An 18,846-nucleotide genomic window follows, 5' to 3' on the forward strand; every position below is an offset into this window, starting at 1 on the left:
GGCGCGCACCATGCGCACCGGCAGCCCCTGAGAGTGCGTCAGAGGGACTGCGGGCCGCGTCGCTGCGGCAGCGACACCACGCCCGGCAGGGACTGGAGCCCCGCATCGGGACCGCTCGCCGGAGCCGGGGGCAGCCCCGCGACCTGGCACAGCAGATCGCACCAGGCCGCCAGGTAGGACGCCGTGTCGGGCACCCCGCCGAGCCCCTCGCGCGGGGTCCAGGACGCCCGGATCTCGATCTGGGTGGCGGGCCGCCGGTCGGAGAGCCCGCCGAAGTAGTGCGAACCGGCCCGGGTGACGGTGCCGCTCGCCTCCCCGTACGACAGCCCGCGTGCCTCCATCGCACCGGTCAGCCACGACCAGCAGACCTCCGGCAGGAGCGGGTCGGCGGCCATCTCCGGCTCCAGTTCCGCCCGTACGAGTGTCACCAGCCGGAAGGTGCCCTGCCAGGCGTCGTGGCCCGCCGGGTCGTGGAGGAGTACGAGCCGGCCGTCGGCCAGGTCCTCGTCGCCGTCGACGGCCGCCGCCTCCAGGGCGTACGCGAACGGCGCGAGCCGCTTGGGGGCCTTGGTCGGGTCGACCTCCACCTCGGGACGCAGCCGGGCGGCCCGCAGTGCGTCCACCGCCTGCCGGAAGGGGAGCGGGGCAGTGTTCTCCTCCGTACCGTCCCTGCTGTCGCTGCCATGCGGGTGACCGTGCGCGTCATCTGAAAATCGTCCCTGAGCCGGAGCCATGCGGGGAAGGGTAGGCGGAAGGGGACCCCTACGCGGGGAGAGACACCCGGCCCGGGGTGAGTGGATCCGCGCGCGTGCGAAGATTCTGGGCGTGAGTGCCAACGAAAGCCCCACGGGCCGCCCCCAGAGCAAGACGTACGACTCGGCCTTCATGAAGGCGTGCAGGCGTGAGGCGGTGCCGCACACGCCGGTGTGGTTCATGCGGCAGGCGGGGCGCTCGCTGCCCGAGTACCTGAAGGTGCGCGAGGGCATCGGGATGCTGGATTCGTGCATGCGGCCCGAGCTGGTCAAGGAGATCACCCTCCAGCCGGTGCGCCGCCACAAGGTCGACGCGGCGATCTACTTCAGCGACATCGTCGTCCCGCTGAAGGCCATCGGCATCGACCTGGACATCAAGCCGGGCGTCGGACCGGTCGTCGCCGACCCGATCCGCACCCGCGCCGACCTGGACCGGCTGCGCGACCTGGCCCCCGAGGACGTCTGGTACGTCTCCGAGGCGATCGGGATGCTGGTGGAGGAACTGGGCGAGACCCCGCTCATCGGATTCGCGGGCGCGCCCTTCACCCTCGCGAGCTACCTCGTCGAGGGCGGCCCGTCCCGCAACCACGAGAACACCAAGGCCATGATGTACGGCGACCCGCAGCTGTGGGCCGACCTCGTGGACCGGCTCGCCTCCATCACCGGCGACTTCCTCAAGGTGCAGATCGAGGCCGGCGCCTCCGCCGTCCAGCTCTTCGACTCGTGGGTGGGCGCGCTGGCCCCCGCCGACTACGTCCGCTCCGTGCTGCCCGCGTCGGCGAAGGTCTTCGACGCGGTCGCCTCCTACGACGTCCCGCGCATCCACTTCGGTGTGGGTACGGGCGAACTGCTCGGACTCATGGGCGAGGCCGGTGCCGACGTCGTCGGCGTCGACTGGCGGGTTCCGCTGGACGAGGCCGCGCGCCGGGTCGGCCCCGGCAAGGCGCTCCAGGGCAACCTCGACCCCGCCGTCCTCTTCGCGGGACCGGAGGCCGTGAGGGCGAAGACGGACGAGGTGCTGCAGGCCGCCAAGGGCCTGGAGGGGCACGTCTTCAACCTCGGGCACGGCGTGCTGCCCTCGATGGACCCGGACGCGCTGTCGCGGCTGGTGGAGTACGTCCACACGCAGACCGCGAAGTAGGGCCCCTCAGCGGCGCCTGGCCCGGCCGTAGTGCCGGGCCAGGGCATGGAAGGCTTCCTTCCGCTCCCAGTGCCAGTCGGCGGTCGGCCGCCCGGGCTGCTGCCAGAGCGACTTGACGAGGCTGTACGAGGCCAGGTCCAGGTCGTGCAGCGGATCGTGCGGCCGGTGCGGGGCGTCGGACGTGACGAACTGGTAGGCCTGCGCCGCGTAGAGGTTCATCGACTCGAAGACGTCGAGCACGTCGGTGAGGTACGCGGCCTGGGCGCGCTCGCTGCGGACCAGAGCGCCGACGATCTCCGGCGGGTCCTTGGTGTAGTCCACGGAGTCCCAGCCCATGCCGCCCTGCTCGGGCGCACCCTTGAAGGTGCAGGTGCCGAACTCGGTGACGGCGACGGGCTTGCCCCAGCGCAGATACGGCTTCAAGTCCTCGACGTAGCCGCTGCGTTGGGCGTGGTAGCCGTAGTAGTTGACGCTGACGACGTCGAAGAGCCGCCAGTCGACGTCGTCGCCCTCCGCCGCTCCGTACGTCAGAGGGCCGTGGAAGACGGACCGGCCGGTCCTCGCCGCGCGGGCGGTGAACTCGCGCAGGCGGCGCGCCATCCGCTCCGGGTCGAAGTTCCCCTCCGTGAGGTTCTTGATCCGCTCGACGGCGTTCGCCCCCGGCACGATCCCGGGCACGAAGAGGACGAACTCGCAGCCCACGCTGAGCTCCACCTTCGCGCCCTGCCGACGCAGCCGCTCGGCGACCCGGCCGGTCTCGGCGAGGTGGTCGAGGATCTCCGCGTGCGGTACGTCGGCGAGGCGCGGCTGGAGCCAGACGTGCAGCCCGCGCTCCGCCGCCTCGGACGCGGTGGCCGCGAGCCGCTCGACACCTGTGCCGAATACGGAGACGGAGCTCGCGTGCAGCTCGTCCGCGATGACGCGGACGTCCCGGCGCATGCGGCCCGAGTGCCAGCCGGTCTCGGGGAACTCGCCGTCCTCGACCTCGTAGCCGACGCCCCGGTGGGTCAGGCCGGGGCGCGTCGGACCGGGGCGCCCCGGGTCGGGGTGCGGGCGCCCGGTCGCCGACGCCGTGCCGGGCAGCCCGGCGACCGCCGCGATCGTCGCCGCCGCCGTACCGGCGAGAAAGCCCGCCCGGCTGAGTCCTTCGTTGCGCACTGCGCCTCCCTGGAACCGTGATCCGTACCTCTCGGTCCGAACTCTGGCGCAGGCGGAGTGGCTCCGGACATCGGCCGAAGGTCTACGGGGCACAGACCTTCGTCGGTGCTACGCCCCCGCCTTGCGGACCGCCGCCGCCGCTTTGCGGGCCGCGACCAGGACCGGGTCCCAGACCGGGGAGAACGGCGGGGCGTAACCCAGGTCGAGGGCGGTCATCGACTCGACCGTCATGTTCGCCGTGAGGGCGACCGCCGCGATGTCGACGCGCTTGGCGGCGCCCTCGCGGCCGACGATCTGGACGCCGAGCAGGCGGCCGGTGCGGCGTTCGGCGGTCATCTTGACCGTCATGAGGGAGGCGCCGGGGTAGTAGCCCGCACGGCTCGTCGACTCGATGCGTACGGTGACGAACTGGAGCCCTTCTGCCCTGGCGTCCTTCTCGCGCAGACCCGTGCGGGCGATCTCCAGGTCGCAGACCTTGCTGACGGCGGTGCCGACGACGCCGGGGAAGGTGGCGTAGTCGCCGCCGACGTTGGAGCCGATGATCTGGCCGTGCTTGTTGGCGTGCGTACCGAGGGCGATGTGGCGCAGGCGTCCCGAGACCAGGTCGAGGACCTCGACGCAGTCGCCGCCCGCCCAGATGTCCTGGTGGCCCCGGACGCGCATGGACAGGTCGGTGAGCAGGCCGCCGGAATCGCCGAGGGGGAGACCGGCCGCCTTCGCGAGGGTGGTTTCCGGGGCGACGCCGATGCCCAGGACCACCACGTCCGCCGGGTAGGTGGACTCTTCGGTGGCGACTCCGCAGGCGCGGCCTTCCGAGTCCGTGAGGATCTCGGTGACCTCGGCGTCCGAGACGGTGGTGATGCCCATGCCGTTCATCGCCTCGTGGACGAGGGCGCCCATGTCCGGGTCGAGGGTGGCCATCGGCTGCTCGCCGCGGTTCAGGACGGTGACCTCGTACCCGCGCTTGACCATCGCCTCGGCCATCTCCACGCCGATGTAGCCCGCGCCCACGACGACCGCGCGGCGGCCCGGGGTGCCCTTGAGGGTGTCGATCAGCGCCTGGCCGTCGTCCAGGGTCTGCACGCCGTGCACGCCCGGGGCGTCGATGCCGGGGATCGGCGGGCGGACCGGGCGGGCGCCGGTGGCGATGACGAGCTTGTCGTAGTGGGTCCAGACGTCGTTGCCGGTCTTGAGGTTGCGGGACTTCACCCGGCGCCCCTCGACGTCGATCTCGGTGACCTCCGTCTGCATGCGCAGGTCGATCTCGCGGGCGCGGTGCTCGTCGGGGGTACGGGCGATGAGGTCGTCGGGGGACTTCACGTCGCCGCCCACCCAGTACGGGATCCCGCAGGCGGAGTACGAGGTGAAGTGGCCGCGCTCGAACGCGATGATCTTGAGCTCGTCGGGCTTCCTGAGCCTGCGGGCCTGCGAGGCGGCGGACATGCCGGCCGCGTCGCCGCCGATCACGATGAGGGTCTGCGGGGTGGTGGTGGTCATGGGCACACGGTATGCGTGGCGGGGGTGGGGGCGGGCGTCCCGGGCTTCGCCCGGTGCACGGCTGCGCCGCGCGTCCTCGAACGCCGGACGGCCGGACGGGCTGAAGTTGCGCGGACAGGCTGACGTGCCCCGTAAGGGGCGCGGGGAACTGCGCGACCAGCTCCCCACGCACCCGCACGGACACACCCCGCCCCGGGTGTTACTCCGACTCCGGCTCCGCCCTCCGCGTCCGCCCCGGCGTGCGGCGTTCCCGGAGCGGGGCCACCAGCCGTCGCCACAGCAGGTACAGCAGCGCCAGCGCCGCCGCGAACGGCGCCACCGCTCCCACCACCATCGCGATCCACCGCACCGTCGTGAGGAACGCCTGCCAGCCGCCGTCCAGGGCGTCCACGAATCCCGGCTCGTCGTCCACCACCACCACCGGCTTCTTCTTCGGCGCGGGCTCGGAGATGACGAGGGTGATCGTCGCCATGCCGGTGCTGTCCTTGAGGGTGGACTGCTGGGCGATCAAGGACTCCAACTCTGCCTGGCGGGTGGAGAGTTCAGCTTCGAGAGAGACCACGTCGCTCAGTTTCGTCGCCCGGTCCATGAACTCCTGGACCCTCGCCACGCTCACCCGCTGCGACTTGATCCGGCTGGTGATGTCCACCACCTGGTCGGTGACGTCCTTCGCCTCCGCCTTGCGGGCCAGCAGCTTGCCGCCGCTGTTCTCCAGCGTGGTCAGCGTCTCGGAGTACTTGTCCTGCGGGACGCGCAGCGAGATGCGTGAGGAGACGTGGCCCGAGGAGTCGCGTTCGGTCGATTCGGTGCCTACCAGGCCGCCCGCCGACTCGGCCGTCGTACGGGCCTTGGCCAGCGCCTCCGTCGCGCTCCTCACCTGGATGTGGAGTTCGGCGGTGCGGATGACGTGGGTCTGGGCGGCCGACGGAGCCTTCGGCCGCGCCGCCCCGGAGCCCGGGCCCGAGTCCGGCTTCGACTGGTCGGCGGCCCCGCCCGCCCCCGTGCCCCGCTCCGCGGGCTGCCGGTTCTGCGGTGCCGCAGCTCCGCGGTCCGCCTTGCTGCCGCTCGCGTCGCTGCCGCCGCCCGCGCAGCCTCCGACCGCGAGTGTTGCCGCGACCACCGCCGCTCCCACCCAGGACATGCGCCTGTGACGTCCTGCCGCACGAGCTGTCGTACGTACTGCTGCACGCATTCCGGTCCCCCCGAAGATGGTGATGGGTGTTGCAGGTTCGACGTACGGGACGGGCGCGGGGGTTGCCCTTTTCCGGTCCCGAAGCGGCTCCGAACCGGTCACGGACGGGACTCGGCGGGGGATTTGAGAGAGTGGGGGCATGAACGGTACGGACGGGAACAAGGCTCATGTGGTCGTCGTCGGCGGCGGTGTCTCCGGGCTGGCCGCCGCCCACCGGCTGGTCGGATCCGGCGCGCGGGTGACCGTACTGGAGGGCTCGGCCCGGCTCGGCGGCAAGCTGGAGGCGGGGGAGATCGCGGGCGCCCCCGTCGACTTCGGCGCCGAGTCGATGCTGGCCAGGCGGCCCGAGGCCGTCGACCTTGCCCGTGCGGTCGGGATCGGTGAGCGTCTTCAGCCGCCGTCCACCGCCAGTGCCTCCCTCTGGAACCGGGGCGTGCTGACCCCGATGCCCAAGGGCCACGTGATGGGCGTGCCGGGGGATCCGGCCGTGCTGACCGGGGTGCTGTCCGCCGAGGGCCTCGCCCGGATCGAGCAGGACCGCGCCCTGCCGCGTACCGAGGTCGGCGACGACATGGCGATCGGCGAGTACGTCGCCGCCCGGCTCGGCCGCGAGGTCGTCGACCGGCTCGTCGAGCCGCTGCTCGGCGGCGTGTACGCGGGAGACGTCTACCGGACGTCGATGCGGGCCGCCGTGCCGACGCTGTACGACGCGGCCACCTCGCACGACTCCCTGCTGGAGGGCGTGCGGGAGCTCCAGCGGCGGGCCGCCGCCGACCGGCGGACAGGCCCCGTCTTCATGGGGATCGACGGCGGCATCGGCACCCTCCCCGACGCCGTTGCCGCCGCGGTACGGGCCGGGGGCGGCCGGATCCTCACCGAGACCCCCGTACTGGCCCTGACCAGGACCGCGTCCCACTGGCTCGTCCGTACCGACGGCGAGACCTTCCGGGCGGACGGCGTCGTCCTCGCCGCCCCCGCCTGGTCCGCCTCCGCCCTCCTCGCCGACGAGTCCCCGGCCGCGGCGGCCGAACTCCAGGGCGTCGAGTACGCGTCGATGGCGCTGGTCACCATGGCGTTCTCGCGCAAGGAGGTCGACGCCGTGCTGCCCGAGGGGTCGGGGTTCCTGGTGCCGCCCGTCGACGGGCACACCATCAAGGCCTCCACCTTCTCCTCCCGCAAGTGGGGGTGGGTGAGCGAGCACGCCCCGGACCTTTTCGTCCTGCGGACCTCCGTCGGCCGGTACGGCGAGGAGGAGCACCTGCACCGCGACGACTCCGAGCTCGTCGACGTCTCGCTGCGGGACCTGGGTGCCGCCACCGGGCTCGCGGCGAAGCCCGTGGAGACCCGGGTCACCCGGTGGATCGGCGGACTGCCCCAGTACCCCGTCGGCCACCTCTCCCGCGTCGCCCGCATCCGCGAGGCCGTCGCGAAACTGCCGGGACTGCGGGTCTGCGGAGCCGCTTACGACGGCGTGGGGATCCCCGCGTGCGTGGGCAGCGGGCAGCGGGCGGCCGACGGGATCACGGAAGAGATCTTGGCCACGCCCACCCTGGTGGAGGGCACGGCAGACGGCGCGGGACAATAGCCACATGACTGCTCAGGAGAACGCTGCGAACGAGGGCGCTGCCGCCACCGGCAAGGCCCCGAACGCCGGCAAGAAGGCCAAGGACCTCAACGAGGTCATCCGCTACACCCTGTGGTCCGTCTTCAAGCTGCGCGACGTGCTGCCCGAGGACCGCACCGGCTACGCCGACGAGGTCCAGGCACTCTTCGACAAGCTCGCCGCCGAGGACGTCACCGTGCGCGGCACGTACGACGTCTCCGGGCTGCGCGCGGACGCCGACGTCATGATCTGGTGGCACGCCGAGACCTCCGACGAGCTCCAGAGCGCGTACAACCTCTTCCGCCGCACCAAGCTGGGCCGCGCCCTGGAGCCGGTGTGGTCGAACATGGCGCTGCACCGCCCCGCCGAGTTCAACAAGTCGCACGTGCCGGCCTTCATCGCGGACGAGAACGCGCGCGACTACGTCTCGGTCTACCCCTTCGTGCGGTCCTACGACTGGTACCTGCTGCCCGACGAGGACCGCCGCCGCATGCTCGCGGACCACGGCAAGATGGCCCGCGGCTTCCCCGACGTGCGCGCCAACACGGTCGCCTCGTTCTCGCTCGGCGACTACGAGTGGATCCTGGCCTTCGAGGCCGACGAGCTGCACCGCATCGTCGACCTGATGCGCCACCTGCGGGGTTCCGAGGCGCGCATGCACGTCCGCGAGGAGGTGCCCTTCTACACCGGGCGCCGCAAGGACGTCGCGGACCTGGTGGCGGGGCTCGCCTGACCCTCCTCGTACGTACAAGTCCCGTACGTACACCATGACTTGGTGACGTTCCTGGCGCGTATTCGCCAGGAACGCCACCCCAGCCCGGAAGATCAGACGGCCGCCGGAATCCTCTTGGGGAGGGCGCGCTTGTCCAGCGACACCGGGTTCGGCTCCCGGTGCGGCGCGCATGCAGCGTGCCGCACCGGCGTCTTTCCGGTCAGCAGGTACGTCTCCATGTGCTTGTTGACGCAGGCGTTCGCGCCGCCGCCGATGCCGTGCGTACCGGCGTCCTTCTCGGTGACCAGCGCCGCGCCCGGCAGCCGCTTCTGCAGCTCCAGGGCGCCCTCGTACGGCGTCGCCGCGTCACGCTCGGCGGCCAGGATCAGCGTCGGCGGCAGCGCGCCCCTCGCGGCCCGTACGTCCACCGGCTGCTGCCGGGGCGCCTGCCAGTAGGCGCACGGCAGGTTCATCCACGCGTTGTCCCAGGTCTCGAACGGGGCGCGCTTCGCGAGCCGCGAGTTGTCGCGGTCCCAGGTCTTGAAGTCGGTCGGCCACGGGGCGTCGTTGCACTCGACCGCCGTGTAGACGGCGGTGCCGTTCTCGTCGTCGTGCGCCGCCTCGGGGCGGGGCGAGGCCTGTTCGATCAGCGGCTTCGGGTTGCCCTTGAGGTACTGCGAGAGGGCCGTGGCGCGCATCGCCCACACGTCGTCGTAGTAGCCCGCCTGGAGGTAGGCCCCCTGGAGCTGGCCGGGGCCGACCTTGCCGCCCGCGGGCTTGTGGGACAGCTCGGCGCGCACCTTCGCGTAGCTGTGCTGGACCGCGTCCGCGGTGTCGCCGAGGCCGTACGTCTTGTCGTGCTTGGCGACCCAGGTGCGGAAGTCCTCCCAGCGGCCCTCGAAGGCGGCCGACTGGTCGAGGTTGTTGCGGTACCAGACCTGGCGGGGGTCGGGGTTGACCGCCGAGTCGAAGACCATGCGGCGTACGTGCGAGGGATAGAGCGTCGCGTACACGGCGCCGAAGTAGGTGCCGTACGAGGCGCCCATGAAGGTGAGCTTCCGCTCGCCGATGGCGGCGCGCAGCACCTCCAGGTCGCGGACGTTGTTGAGGGAGTGGTAGTGCCGCAGCGCGGGACCCGCCTTGCGGGCACAGCCCTGCGCGTAGGTCTTCGCGCGGGCGATCCGCTCCTTCTTGTACGAGTCGGAGGGGTGGACCGGCGACTGGGTGGGCGCCGCGGAGTGGTCCTTGGGGTCCACGCACGAGAGCGGGGCGGAGCGGCCGACGCCGCGCGGCGAGTAGCCCACCAGGTCGTAGGCCGCCGCGATCCTCTTCCACTCGGGCATCCCGGAGACCAGCGGGAAGTACATGCTGGAGGCGCCGGGGCCGCCGGGGTTGAAGACCAGGGCACCCTGGCGGGGGACGGCCTTCTTGGACCTGGAGTCCTTGCCCGAGGCCTTCAGACGGCTGACGGTCAGTTCGATCTGCTTGCCGTGCGGCTTCGCGTAGTCGAGCGGCACCTTGACCGTCCCGCACAGGATCGGCCCCGGCAGCTCCTCGGAGGCCGGGCACTTGCCGAACTTCACGCCGGAGAGCCGGGCGCGCCCGGCGGCCAGCTCCGTGCCGTGCGCCTCGGGGGACCCGTGGAAGGCCGGGGCCGCGGGCGCGGTGGCGCTGCCCGCCGGGGCCACGGTGAGTGCGGTCAGGACCAGGGAGCCGAGGGTGGTGGCTCCGTACAGCGCTAGTGCTCTCATCGCGATCCCTTGTTCTGTGCCGGTGCGTCGTGGCGCCGATTGCCGTGGTGAACAAAAGGGATACTTGGCAAGGTAGTTGACGATGTAAAGCACCTGTGTGCGGTGTCGGTGTCATTGACCCCGATGCGCGGGGCGCGGGTGCGGTGCGGCAGGGCCGGGCGCAGGCGGCGACGGGGTGTTCCGGCGGGTCAGGAGCTGCTGCTGCAACTGCTACTGCTGCTGCTTCCCCCACAACTGCTGCTACTGCTGCTGCCACTGCCACTGCCACTGCCGCAGCCCGAGCCGGACGAACAGCTCGAACTTCCGCCCCACCCGCCGCCCCCGCCGGAACAGCTGCTTGCGCCGCAGCCGCTGCCGCTTCCGCCGCAGGACGTGCCGGGGCCGCCGCCGGGGATCGTTCCGGCACACCAGACGAGCACCGGGGCGATCGAGTTGCTCCCCTGGGACGGAGCGGGGGCGGGGAGGGGCCGGGTGCGGACCGCCGCGTGGAACTGGGCGCGCAGATCGGGGTCGGTGAGCGTACGGGTGCCCCCCACGGCCACCTGCTGCGACGGGGACCAGAGGTTCGCGTCGTCGGAGTGGTAGGCGAGCAGCGCACCGCGGCCCGCGACGGTCAGCCGACGCTTGGCACGCGACGCCGTGACGAAGCCGAGCACCGCGCCGACGAGGAGGGCGGGCACGACCAGGAGGAAGAGGAGGACCGGTTGCCGGGCTTCGACCTCCGCCAGCGTGGCGTAGGCCGTGTACGCGCCGGCCACCGGGAGCAGGAGCAGGCACACCACGCCCTGGATCATCCCCCAGCGCCGCCAGGTGCGGGTCTCCTGCGGAGCCAGCAGCAGGCCGCGCGCGGCGAGTTCGTCACCGATCTCCTGCACCGCGGGGTGGCGCATCGTCGCGTACCGGAGGGCGTGCAGTGCCCCGTGCGGCGCGGTGTCGTACTCCTGGACCAGGGCGCGTTCCACCGTGTCGTGGGCCGCCCGGCTGTGGAGGACGACGACGCCCGGCCCGCCGACGGACAGCCGCCCGTCCGTGTGCAGGGCGGTCAGCGCGGTGTCCACGGCCCGCCCCGGGCCGCCGATCAGGAACGCGGCCTCGGCGGTGTCGAGCACGGTGGCGTCCCCGGAACCCGGGCGTCGCCGGGCTGCCGCCAGGGTGACGATCAGGAGGATCGTGGAGACGGCGACGGCGAGGGCGACGAGGGCGGCCAGGATGCTGTGGAACATGGGGACTACCTTCGGACGAGGGCTGCGGCGGAGCGCACGAGGCGGGTGACCCGGGTCGGCGGACGGGCGTCGGTCCGGTCCTGCCACCAGTGGGTGAGGGCCCGGCGTGCGGCCGGATCGAGCGCGGCGTGCACGAGGGCGTGCTCCGCGAAGTCGAGGGCGTCACGGCGGTAGCCGGCCCGGAGCGGGCGGGTGGCCGCGTACGCGAGGAAGGCGGACCGGTAGCCGGCGCCGGGCACGGTGCCGAGGATCTGCGGCAGCTCAGGGGCGACCTTGGCGACGATGTCGGCCCGCTTGGCGGTCAGGGCACGGGCCTGCACGCGCAGCCGCGGCCCGTCGAAACCTTCGGGCACGGGACCGCCGGCGACGAGGGCGTCGAGGAGGGCGGCCTGCGAGAGGGCGAGACGCTGCCGGGCGGCGTCGGGTGCGGGCGGCGGTACGGGACGCCGCACGGGCTCCCCGGCGTCCGGGGGCGTCTGCGGATCCACCGGCCGATCGGCAGGGACCCGTGCGCTCCCGCGGATCAGTTCCAGCTCGGCCGCCAGCTCCCGCGGGGGCGGGAAGTTCTCGTCCCGCTCCAGGAGCACGCCCGGCGGCGCGACCCGTGAGCGCAGTGCGTCGAGGACCTTGAGGACCGGTTCGGTCACCGGGTGGGCGTGCGTGTCGTGCCAGACGCCGTCCCGTTCGGAGCCGCCCGCGACATGGACGTACGCGATCGAGTCGAGCGGCAGTTCGTCCAGCGCGCGGGCCGGGTCCTCGCCCCGGTTGACGTGGTTCGTGTGCAGGTTGGCGACGTCGATGAGCAGGCCCACGCCCGTGCGCTCCACCAGCTCCGCCAGGAACTGGCCCTCCGTCAGCTCCTCGCCCGGCCAGGCGATCAGGGCCGCGATGTTCTCCAGCGCGAGCGGCACCGGGAGCTGGTCCTGGGCGATGCGTACGTTCTCGCACAGCACGCGCAGCGCGTCCCGGGTGCGCGGTACGGGGAGCAGGTGGCCGGCCTCAAGGACCGGTGACGCGGTCTGCGCGCCGCCCGCCCGTACGAACGCGATGTGCTCCGTCACCAGCGGCGCCCCCAGCGCCTGCGCGCGCGCCGCCAGGTCCGCGAGCCGTGCCGCGTCCGGACGGTCCGCGCCGCCGATGCCGAGCGAGACGCCGTGCGGGATCACCCGCGTACCCCGGGCCCGCAGCCGTCGCAGGGATTCGGGGAGATGGCCGGGGCAGATGTTCTCCGCCACCACCTCCACCCAGTCGATGCCGGGCAGTGCCTCGATCGTGTCCGCGATCTCCGGGCGCCAGCCGATCCCCACCCCGAGGTGTGTCCTCCGGTCCATGTGTCCCCCTGTGTTCCTCCGTGCCGCGCAGGCGTGCTGCGTGAAGTGGTCATGGCCCCGGCGGGCGGCGCCGAACCCCAAGGAGGGGACGTTCAGAGGTTGATTTGAGGTTCCGGGCCCCGGCGGCCCGGGCGTGGCTACTGCCGTGCCGCCGGGCTGCCGATCTCGCCCACCGGCGGCCCCGAGGGCACCGACGTGAAGGTCTGGGTGCCCGTCGGCACCGCGGGGGCCGGCGGCGGGACCTGCCCGCCGGGGACCGGCGGGGGCGGGCCCGTGGGGCTGGCGCCCGCGCCGCCCGCCGCCTCGTTGGCGATCGCGTCGAAGTCGACCAGGCCGGTCGCCTCCAGCATGGTGATGTGGTCCAGGACGGTCTGGTTGGAGGCGTCCGCGAGCTGCCGGATCAGGGCGTTGCGGGTGCTGTTGCGGACCTGGGCGATCACCGCGAAGACCTTGCCGTGGGCGCGCCGGAGCAGGTTCGCGAAGAGGCGTTCGTACGCCGTCCCGGTCGAGGCCGTCAGGTCGCGCAGCCAGCCCTGCTGCTCCGGCGTCGGCTGGTTGGGCAGCTCCACGCCGAGCTGAGAGGCCACCGAGCGGGCCCGGGCGTCCAGGTCGGTGTGGCCGACGACCAGATGGTCCCCGGCCGCCTTGACCGACTGGCTGGGCGCCCGCTCGATGGCCTGCTGCCCGGCCGGCAGCTCCCACAGCCCGGCGAGGCGCACCTTCACCAGCAGGTCCCGGTCGACGGCCGACAGCGGTCCCCACTTGGTGCTCACCGTCGACGCCGCCAGGTTGGCCTGGCCGGTGCCGGTGCGGTCGGCGTACGACCAGACGGGGAAGGCGAGCGCGGCGAGCGTGGCGAGCAGGGCGACGACGACGAGCGCCGTGCCGTTGATGCGGCGCAGCAGGGCGAACGCGGGCGTGGACAGGGCGGATGACAGGGCGGTGGACCTGGACAAGGCTGCTCCCGGGCGCGGTACGTGGTGCGCGGTACGTCGTACGTGGTTGCGGTGTGTCGTGCTGCGGTACGCCGTCGAATCAATCGCCAAGTACCTTGATCCTTCAGGGACTTGGCGCCATTCATGGGTACGTGTGATGCACGCGACGCGTTCACGTGTGACGCGGGTGACCCGGGAGGCGGACGGGTCAGCCGTGCCGGGTGGGAGCCGCTTCCACCACGACCGTCATCCCGGGGGCGATCTCGGTGAAGCCCGCGTCCCGCACCACCGGCAGCCCCGACGTGGTCAGTTCCTGCCACCGCGCCTCCGACGCCGTACGCACGGACAGCGGGAAGCCCGCGTCGCGCCAGGCCGCCCGGTCCGCTTCGCCCATGTCCCACCAGGCGAGCTGCGCACCGTGTCCGGCCTGCGCCATCGACTTGCCCGCCGACATGTCGAGGTGCGGGTTCATCCACAGCACCAGCACCCCGGGGTCCGGCGCGTCCGGCCCCCTGGGGTCGTCCAGATCGGTCCCCGACACCTGGAGCTTGGCCAGTTCCTTGGGCCAGCCGTCCAGCGGAATCGGCGGAAAGACCCGCACCTCGGCGGACTTGCCGGTGACCGTGATGCCCGGCAGCGCCGACGCCTTGCGCCACTCGGCGCCGCGCGCCCTGCGCACCACCTTGCGGATCCGGGCGTCCTGCCAGTCCCGCATCGCGCGGGCCCACTCGCCCTCGTCCTCGCCCTCGCCCTGCGACCGTTCGTCGGACAGGATCACCAGCACCGCGCGCGCCGCCGTCTCCAACGCGTCGGTACGGGCCGGGGGATCGGCCTTCTCGATGTGCACGACGAGGGGGAGGACGTACTGGGGCGCCTCGTCGCGGGGGCCCGGAGCGGCCCCGGGATTCGTCACGTCACTCGGGTCGGGAGTGTCGCGCGGGTCGGTGGCGGGTCGCGGACCTGGGGTCTCGTTACTGAACATTCGGCCAAGTTTGCCAGGGCATGACGCCGGGATCCTTGTGAGAGCAAAACCCGGCGCGCGAGGATGTGGCCATGAAGAGCGATCTTTTTGCCTCGGAGAACATGGCCCAGCCGGCGACCGTCGCCGGAATGACCCTGCAGAACGCCAAGTCGGTCAAGTACGTCGTCAACGGCGAGATGCACGCCCGGCAGGGCGCGATGATCGCCTACCGCGGAAACCTCCAGTTCGAGCGCAAGGGCCAGGGCATCGGCGGCATGCTCAAGCGGGCCGTCACCGGCGAGGGCCTGCCGCTGATGGCCGTGCGCGGCCAGGGCGAGGCGTGGTTCGCGCACGAGGCGCAGAACTGCTTCATCGTCGACATGGAGCAGGGCGACGCCCTCACCGTCAACGGCCGCAACGTGCTGTGCTTCGACTCCACGCTGTCGTACGAGATCAAGATGGTGAAGGGGGCCGGCATGACCGGTGGCGGCCTCTTCAACAGCCTCTTCACCGGCTACGGCAAGCTCGCCGTCGTGTGCGACGGCAGCCCGCTGGTCATCCCGGTCACCGGGCAGCTGCCCGTGTTCGTCGACACGGACGCGGTGGTCGGCTGGAGCGCCCAGCTCAACACCTCGCTGCACCGCTCGCAGTCGGTCGGCTCGATGATCCGCGGCGGCTCCGGCGAGGCGGTCCAGCTCATGCTGCAGGGCGAGGGGTTCGTGATCGTACGCCCCAGTGAGCTCACCCAGGCGAAGCCGACGGCAAACTGAAACTCACAGGGGTGGGCCGCCGGTACGGCCTCGGCGGGCCATGGGTGCTCCGCCGGATCGAGCTCCCACTGCAGCCCGGCTCCCTGGTCCGCTTCCAGGGGGCCAACGGCTCGGGAAAATCAACCCTGTTGAGGGTGCTGGCCGGGATCGACGCACCCAGTGAGGGCCGGGTGGAAGGCCGTCCGGGCCGGGTCGCCTACGTCCCCGAGCGCTTCCCCGGCGGACTGCCCTTCACCGCACTCGGCCATCTGGTGCACCTCGGCCGCATCCACGGTCTGGGGCGGGCCGAGGCGCGGGCGCGGGCGGGGGAGTGGCTGGAGCGCTTCGGGGCGTCGGGCCACGCCCGTACCCCGGTGTCCGAGCTTTCCAAGGGCACCGCCCAGAAGGTCGCCGTCGCCCAGGCCCTGCTGGCCGCACCGGAGTTGCTGGTGCTCGACGAGGCGTGGACCGGCCTCGACGAGACGGCGGGGGGAGAGCTGGACCGGGCGGTGGCGGAGCGCGTCGCCGCCGGGGCGACGGTCGCGTTCGTCGACCACGATCCAGGGCGGCTCGCGGGAGCCGTGGACGTGACGTACCGGGTGGAGGGCGCCGGGCTGGTCCCGGTCGCCTCCCCCGCGGCCGACGTCGCTTCGGGGCCGCGGGTACGGATCCTGGCCGTCGGACCGCCGGGGGCCGCCGTGCCCCCGGGGCTGCCCGGGGCGCCTTCGGCGGAACGGCGGGCCGACGGGAGCACGGCGCTGACCGTGGCGGCGGTGCACTCCGACGGGGTGCTGCGGGCGCTCCTCGGTGCCCGGCCGCCGTGGCACGTACGCGAGATGGCCGCACCGGATGCCGCAGCGGCACACCGGGGAAGAGAACGGGAACAGACGTGAACGCCCTGCTGCGGTACCACATCGCCCTGCTCGCACGGTCGCAGCGGTGGATCGCCCCCGTCCTCCTCTACGCGGCCTTCCTCGCCGTCGGCGTCCAGGGCGGCCAGCCCGTCCTCGACTCGCTCGGCTACGCCGCCGCCGTCCTGCTGCCCGTCGCCGCCTGGCTGGTCCGGGTCTGCGTCACCAACGAACCTCCGGCCGCCCGGCACTGCGCCGCCGCGGCCACCTCCCCGGCCCGCGTGCACCTCGCCTCACTGCTGGCCGCCGCGGCCTGCACGGCGGCGCTCGGTGCGCCGGGCACCGCGTTCGTGGTGCTGATCAGCAGGTGGACGGAGACCGGGGGCACCGTCCGCGTCCCCCCGACGGCAGCCGCCGCGGCAGGACTGCTCGCCGCATTCACCTGCGTGCTGCTCGGCACGGCCGTCGGCGCGCTGTGCAACCGGCCGCTGCTGCACGGCACCGGCTGGGGCATCGCACTCACCGCACTCGGTGCGCTGCTGGCCCTGGTCACCGCCGGATCACCCGCCCGTACGGCGGTGACAGGCCTGGTCAGCGGGTCGCACACCGCGACGGTCACGGTCCCGCTGCTGCCGTTCGCCGCCGCGGCCCTGCTCGCGGGAGCGGCGTGCGCGCTGGCCTGCCGGCTGTCTTCGCGGCGCACCTGAGGGCGCGGGGCGCCGGGCGACGGCGCAGGTACCGGCACCCGGCGGAGCGCTAACGCTGCCCGATCAACGAGGACACCTTCACGAACCGGTACCCCTTCTTCCGCAGCTCGGGAACGATCCGCCGCAGCGCCTTCTCCGTCATCGGCGCCGCGCTGCGCGTGCAGTGCATCACCACCAGCGAACCCGGCCTCACCCCGGCCAGCACCTGCTCGGCCACCGCGTCCGCGTCCTTCGCGAACGCGTCACCGCTGACGACGTCCCACTGCACCGCCGTCACCTTGGCGGGCCCGAGCGCGCGCAGCGCCCGGTCGTCGTAACACCCGCCGGGGAAGCGGAAGTACGGCACCACATTGCGCGCCCCCGCCTTGTGGAACGCCGCGAACGCCCGGTCCACGTCCGCCCTCATCGCGTCGGCGGGCACGGTCGGCAGCCCGTAGCAGGGCGACTTGAAGGCGTGGTGGCTGTAGGAGTGGTTGGCGATCTCGAAGAGCGGATCGGTGCCGATCGAGCGCGCCTGGTCCGGGTACTCCTCGGCCCACCGCCCCGTCATGAACACCGTCGACGGCACCTTCCACCGGCGCAGCGAGGCGATCAGCTCCGGATTGTCGAAGCGTTCGCCGCGCGCCGCGCGCGGCCCCTGGTCGGCGGTCATGTCCGCGTCGAAGGTGAGCGCGACGACCTTCTCGGCATTCTTCCCCCAGGCCCGCTCGAAGACGGGCGTGAGGCCGCCGGGGCCCGCCGCGACAGTGGGTGCGGCCGTGGGGGACGGCGCCTGCGGGGGAGTCCCGGCCGACTTCGACGGTACGGGGGCGGAGGGCGGCCGGTGCGCCTCGGCCCCGCCCCCGGTCGTCTCGGTGCCCCCCGCCCCGCATCCGGTCAGAACCGCACCCAACACCGCAGCAGCAAGCATTCTTCGTACAAAAGTGGTCACTCACGGAAAGTAGCCGATCATGCCCCGCGGGTACGGCTGCGGCACGGCATGCCCCGCGCAGGTAATACTCTCGGAGTGACCTCACGCGTTACGTCGAACGACGGCATCCGCATCCGCCGGGCCACCGCCCGCGACGCCAAGCGCCTCACCCGGCTCGTCCGCACCTCCCGTGCCTACGAGGGCCCGTACGAGTCGATGGTCGCGGGCTACCGGGTCGGCCCGGACTACATCGAGCACCACGAGGTGTACGCGGCCGAGTCCGGCCAGGGACAGGTGCTCGGCTTCTACGCGCTGGTCCTCGACCCGCCCGAGCTGGACCTGATGTTCGTCGCCGACGCGGCCCAGGGCCTCGGCATCGGCCGCCTGCTGTTCGCCCACCTCACCGGGCGCGCCCGCGATGCGGGCCTGGCGGAGGTGCGGATCGTCTCGCACCCGCCGTCCGAGGGCTTCTACCTCAGCGTCGGCGCCGAACCGGTCGGCACGATCCCGGCGAACCCGCCCGCCGTGCTCCGGGACCGCCCCGAGCTCGTGATCCGCTTGCGGACGACCCCTCGTTAGCCCACTTCGAGAAGCCGCCTGCGGCACTCCTCCACATCGAAGCCGGCCGTCGGATACTGCGGATCCAACGCCTCCAGGTGTTCCAGGAGGAGGTTGCTGATCGCCCAGTTCCGGTACCACTTGCGGTCGGAGGGGATCAGGTACCAGGGGGCCGCGTCCGTCGAGCACCGCCGGAGCGCGATCTCGTACGCCTGCTGGTAGGCGGGCCACAGGGCGCGCTCGTCGATGTCGCCCGGATTGAACTTCCAGTACTTCTCCGGATTGTCGAGCCGCTCAAGCAGCCGGCGCTTCTGCTGCTCGTAACTGATGTGCAGGAAGACCTTGACGAGTGTCACGCCGCTGTCGGTCAGGGACTTCTCGAAGTTGTTGATCCGGTCGTAGCGGCGCTCGATCTCCGCGGCCGGGGCGAGCTCGCGGACCCGGCCGATGAGTACGTCCTCGTAGTGCGAGCGGTCGAAGATGCCGATCTCGCCCGCCTGGGGGAGCGCCTTGGTGATGCGCCAGAGGAAGGAGTGCGCGCGCTCCTCCTCGGTCGGCGCCTTGAACGCGCGGATGCGGCAGCCCGACGGGTTGAACTGGCCGATGACGTGCTTGACCGTGCCGCCCTTGCCGCTGGTGTCCATGCCCTGGAGCACCAGGAGGATCCGCCGGGAGTCCCCGGCGGTGCTCGACGCGTACAGGCGCTCCTGGAGACTGCCCAGGCGTTCGCCCAGCAGAGCGGCGGCGGCCACCCCCGCGGCCTTGTCCGGCGGGGCGGCGGGGGTGGCGGCCGCCGGGGGGACGGGGGGGGCGCC

At 72.6% G+C, this 18,846-nt stretch carries 18 protein-coding genes; 7 read left to right on the forward strand and 11 right to left on the reverse strand.

Annotated features, from left to right (window positions below; translation table 11 throughout):
• Nucleotides 1-38: 38 nt before the first annotated feature.
• The gene (locus ACWGIG_RS23635) at nucleotides 39-734 is read right to left on the reverse strand and encodes a DUF3000 domain-containing protein (protein ID WP_453323640.1); all 696 of its coding nucleotides are present in this window, start codon (nucleotides 732-734) and stop codon (nucleotides 39-41) included.
• A gap of 91 nt (nucleotides 735-825) precedes the next feature.
• Between ACWGIG_RS23635 and hemE the strand changes: the two genes are divergently transcribed.
• Nucleotides 826-1,893 (forward strand): uroporphyrinogen decarboxylase, encoded by a 1,068-nt coding sequence (hemE, locus tag ACWGIG_RS23640; protein WP_453323641.1) that lies wholly within the window; start codon nucleotides 826-828, stop codon nucleotides 1,891-1,893.
• A 6-nt stretch (nucleotides 1,894-1,899) separates the two neighbouring features.
• Here hemE and ACWGIG_RS23645 read toward each other — a convergent pair whose 3' ends face one another.
• The 3 genes from ACWGIG_RS23645 to ACWGIG_RS23655 form a co-directional block, all read right to left on the reverse strand.
• A complete protein-coding gene (locus ACWGIG_RS23645) occupies nucleotides 1,900-3,051 on the reverse strand; it encodes an abortive phage infection protein (RefSeq protein ID WP_453323642.1) in 1,152 nt (383 codons plus the stop codon).
• 108 nt (nucleotides 3,052-3,159) lie between these two features.
• On the reverse strand, nucleotides 3,160-4,548 hold the full coding sequence (locus tag ACWGIG_RS23650; protein ID WP_453323643.1) for an FAD-dependent oxidoreductase: 1,389 nt from the start codon (nucleotides 4,546-4,548) through the stop codon (nucleotides 3,160-3,162).
• Nucleotides 4,549-4,747: 199 nt separating this feature from the next.
• On the reverse strand, nucleotides 4,748-5,689 hold the full coding sequence (locus ACWGIG_RS23655) for a DUF4349 domain-containing protein (RefSeq protein WP_453323644.1): 942 nt from the start codon (nucleotides 5,687-5,689) through the stop codon (nucleotides 4,748-4,750).
• A gap of 190 nt (nucleotides 5,690-5,879) precedes the next feature.
• Between ACWGIG_RS23655 and hemG the strand changes: the two genes are divergently transcribed.
• Together hemG and hemQ are read left to right on the forward strand one after the other, a co-directional pair.
• Nucleotides 5,880-7,325 carry a protoporphyrinogen oxidase gene (gene hemG, locus ACWGIG_RS23660; protein WP_453323645.1) on the forward strand — a complete coding sequence of 482 codons (1,446 nt, stop codon included), beginning with the start codon at nucleotides 5,880-5,882 and terminating at the stop codon, nucleotides 7,323-7,325.
• A 4-nt stretch (nucleotides 7,326-7,329) separates the two neighbouring features.
• On the forward strand, nucleotides 7,330-8,076 hold the full coding sequence (gene hemQ / locus ACWGIG_RS23665; protein ID WP_453323646.1) for a hydrogen peroxide-dependent heme synthase: 747 nt from the start codon (nucleotides 7,330-7,332) through the stop codon (nucleotides 8,074-8,076).
• Between the two features lie 92 nt (nucleotides 8,077-8,168).
• Here the strand turns inward: hemQ and ACWGIG_RS23670 are convergent, their stop codons facing one another.
• The 5 genes from ACWGIG_RS23670 to ACWGIG_RS23690 form a co-directional block, all read right to left on the reverse strand.
• On the reverse strand, nucleotides 8,169-9,806 hold the full coding sequence (locus ACWGIG_RS23670; RefSeq protein WP_453323647.1) for an alpha/beta hydrolase: 1,638 nt from the start codon (nucleotides 9,804-9,806) through the stop codon (nucleotides 8,169-8,171).
• 188 nt (nucleotides 9,807-9,994) lie between these two features.
• Nucleotides 9,995-11,029 (reverse strand): TIGR04222 domain-containing membrane protein, encoded by a 1,035-nt coding sequence (locus tag ACWGIG_RS23675; RefSeq protein WP_453323648.1) that lies wholly within the window; start codon nucleotides 11,027-11,029, stop codon nucleotides 9,995-9,997.
• Between the two features lie 5 nt (nucleotides 11,030-11,034).
• The gene (locus ACWGIG_RS23680; protein ID WP_453323649.1) at nucleotides 11,035-12,360 is read right to left on the reverse strand and encodes a DUF692 domain-containing protein; all 1,326 of its coding nucleotides are present in this window, start codon (nucleotides 12,358-12,360) and stop codon (nucleotides 11,035-11,037) included.
• A gap of 137 nt (nucleotides 12,361-12,497) precedes the next feature.
• Nucleotides 12,498-13,262 carry a DUF4142 domain-containing protein gene (locus ACWGIG_RS23685; protein WP_453323656.1) on the reverse strand — a complete coding sequence of 255 codons (765 nt, stop codon included), beginning with the start codon at nucleotides 13,260-13,262 and terminating at the stop codon, nucleotides 12,498-12,500.
• A 241-nt stretch (nucleotides 13,263-13,503) separates the two neighbouring features.
• Nucleotides 13,504-14,277: a peptidyl-tRNA hydrolase gene (locus ACWGIG_RS23690; RefSeq protein ID WP_453323650.1), complete on the reverse strand. Its 774-nt coding sequence runs from the start codon at nucleotides 14,275-14,277 to the stop codon at nucleotides 13,504-13,506.
• Between the two features lie 71 nt (nucleotides 14,278-14,348).
• Here ACWGIG_RS23690 and ACWGIG_RS23695 point away from each other — a divergent pair, with 71 nt between their 5' ends.
• Genes ACWGIG_RS23695 through ACWGIG_RS23705 form a run of 3 tightly spaced genes read left to right on the forward strand, consistent with a single transcriptional unit; the run spans nucleotide 14,349 to nucleotide 16,563 of the window.
• The gene (locus ACWGIG_RS23695; protein WP_453323651.1) at nucleotides 14,349-15,026 is read left to right on the forward strand and encodes an AIM24 family protein; all 678 of its coding nucleotides are present in this window, start codon (nucleotides 14,349-14,351) and stop codon (nucleotides 15,024-15,026) included.
• Entirely contained in the window at nucleotides 15,023-15,898 is an 876-nt protein-coding gene (locus ACWGIG_RS23700; RefSeq protein WP_453323657.1) for an ATP-binding cassette domain-containing protein, read from the forward strand. The genes ACWGIG_RS23695 and ACWGIG_RS23700 overlap by 4 nt, the downstream gene beginning before the upstream one ends.
• Nucleotides 15,895-16,563 carry an ABC transporter gene (locus tag ACWGIG_RS23705; protein WP_453323652.1) on the forward strand — a complete coding sequence of 223 codons (669 nt, stop codon included), beginning with the start codon at nucleotides 15,895-15,897 and terminating at the stop codon, nucleotides 16,561-16,563. The genes ACWGIG_RS23700 and ACWGIG_RS23705 overlap by 4 nt, the downstream gene beginning before the upstream one ends.
• Before the next feature lie 49 nt (nucleotides 16,564-16,612).
• Here the strand turns inward: ACWGIG_RS23705 and ACWGIG_RS23710 are convergent, their stop codons facing one another.
• Complete coding sequence (locus ACWGIG_RS23710) at nucleotides 16,613-17,473, reverse strand: polysaccharide deacetylase family protein (RefSeq protein ID WP_453323653.1); 861 nt, start codon at nucleotides 17,471-17,473, stop codon at nucleotides 16,613-16,615.
• Between the two features lie 69 nt (nucleotides 17,474-17,542).
• Between ACWGIG_RS23710 and ACWGIG_RS23715 the strand changes: the two genes are divergently transcribed.
• Nucleotides 17,543-18,052, forward strand: coding sequence for a GNAT family N-acetyltransferase (locus ACWGIG_RS23715; protein ID WP_453323654.1), 510 nt, complete (start codon nucleotides 17,543-17,545; stop codon nucleotides 18,050-18,052).
• On the opposite strand, the gene ACWGIG_RS23720 is transcribed toward ACWGIG_RS23715, so the two are convergent.
• Nucleotides 18,049-18,846 (reverse strand): PPK2 family polyphosphate kinase (locus tag ACWGIG_RS23720; protein WP_453323655.1); only part of this gene is annotated, 798 nt, incomplete at its 5' end. The two genes, ACWGIG_RS23715 and ACWGIG_RS23720, sit on opposite strands and share 4 nt — an antisense overlap.

The organism is Streptomyces sp. NPDC054863 (assembly GCF_053610825.1).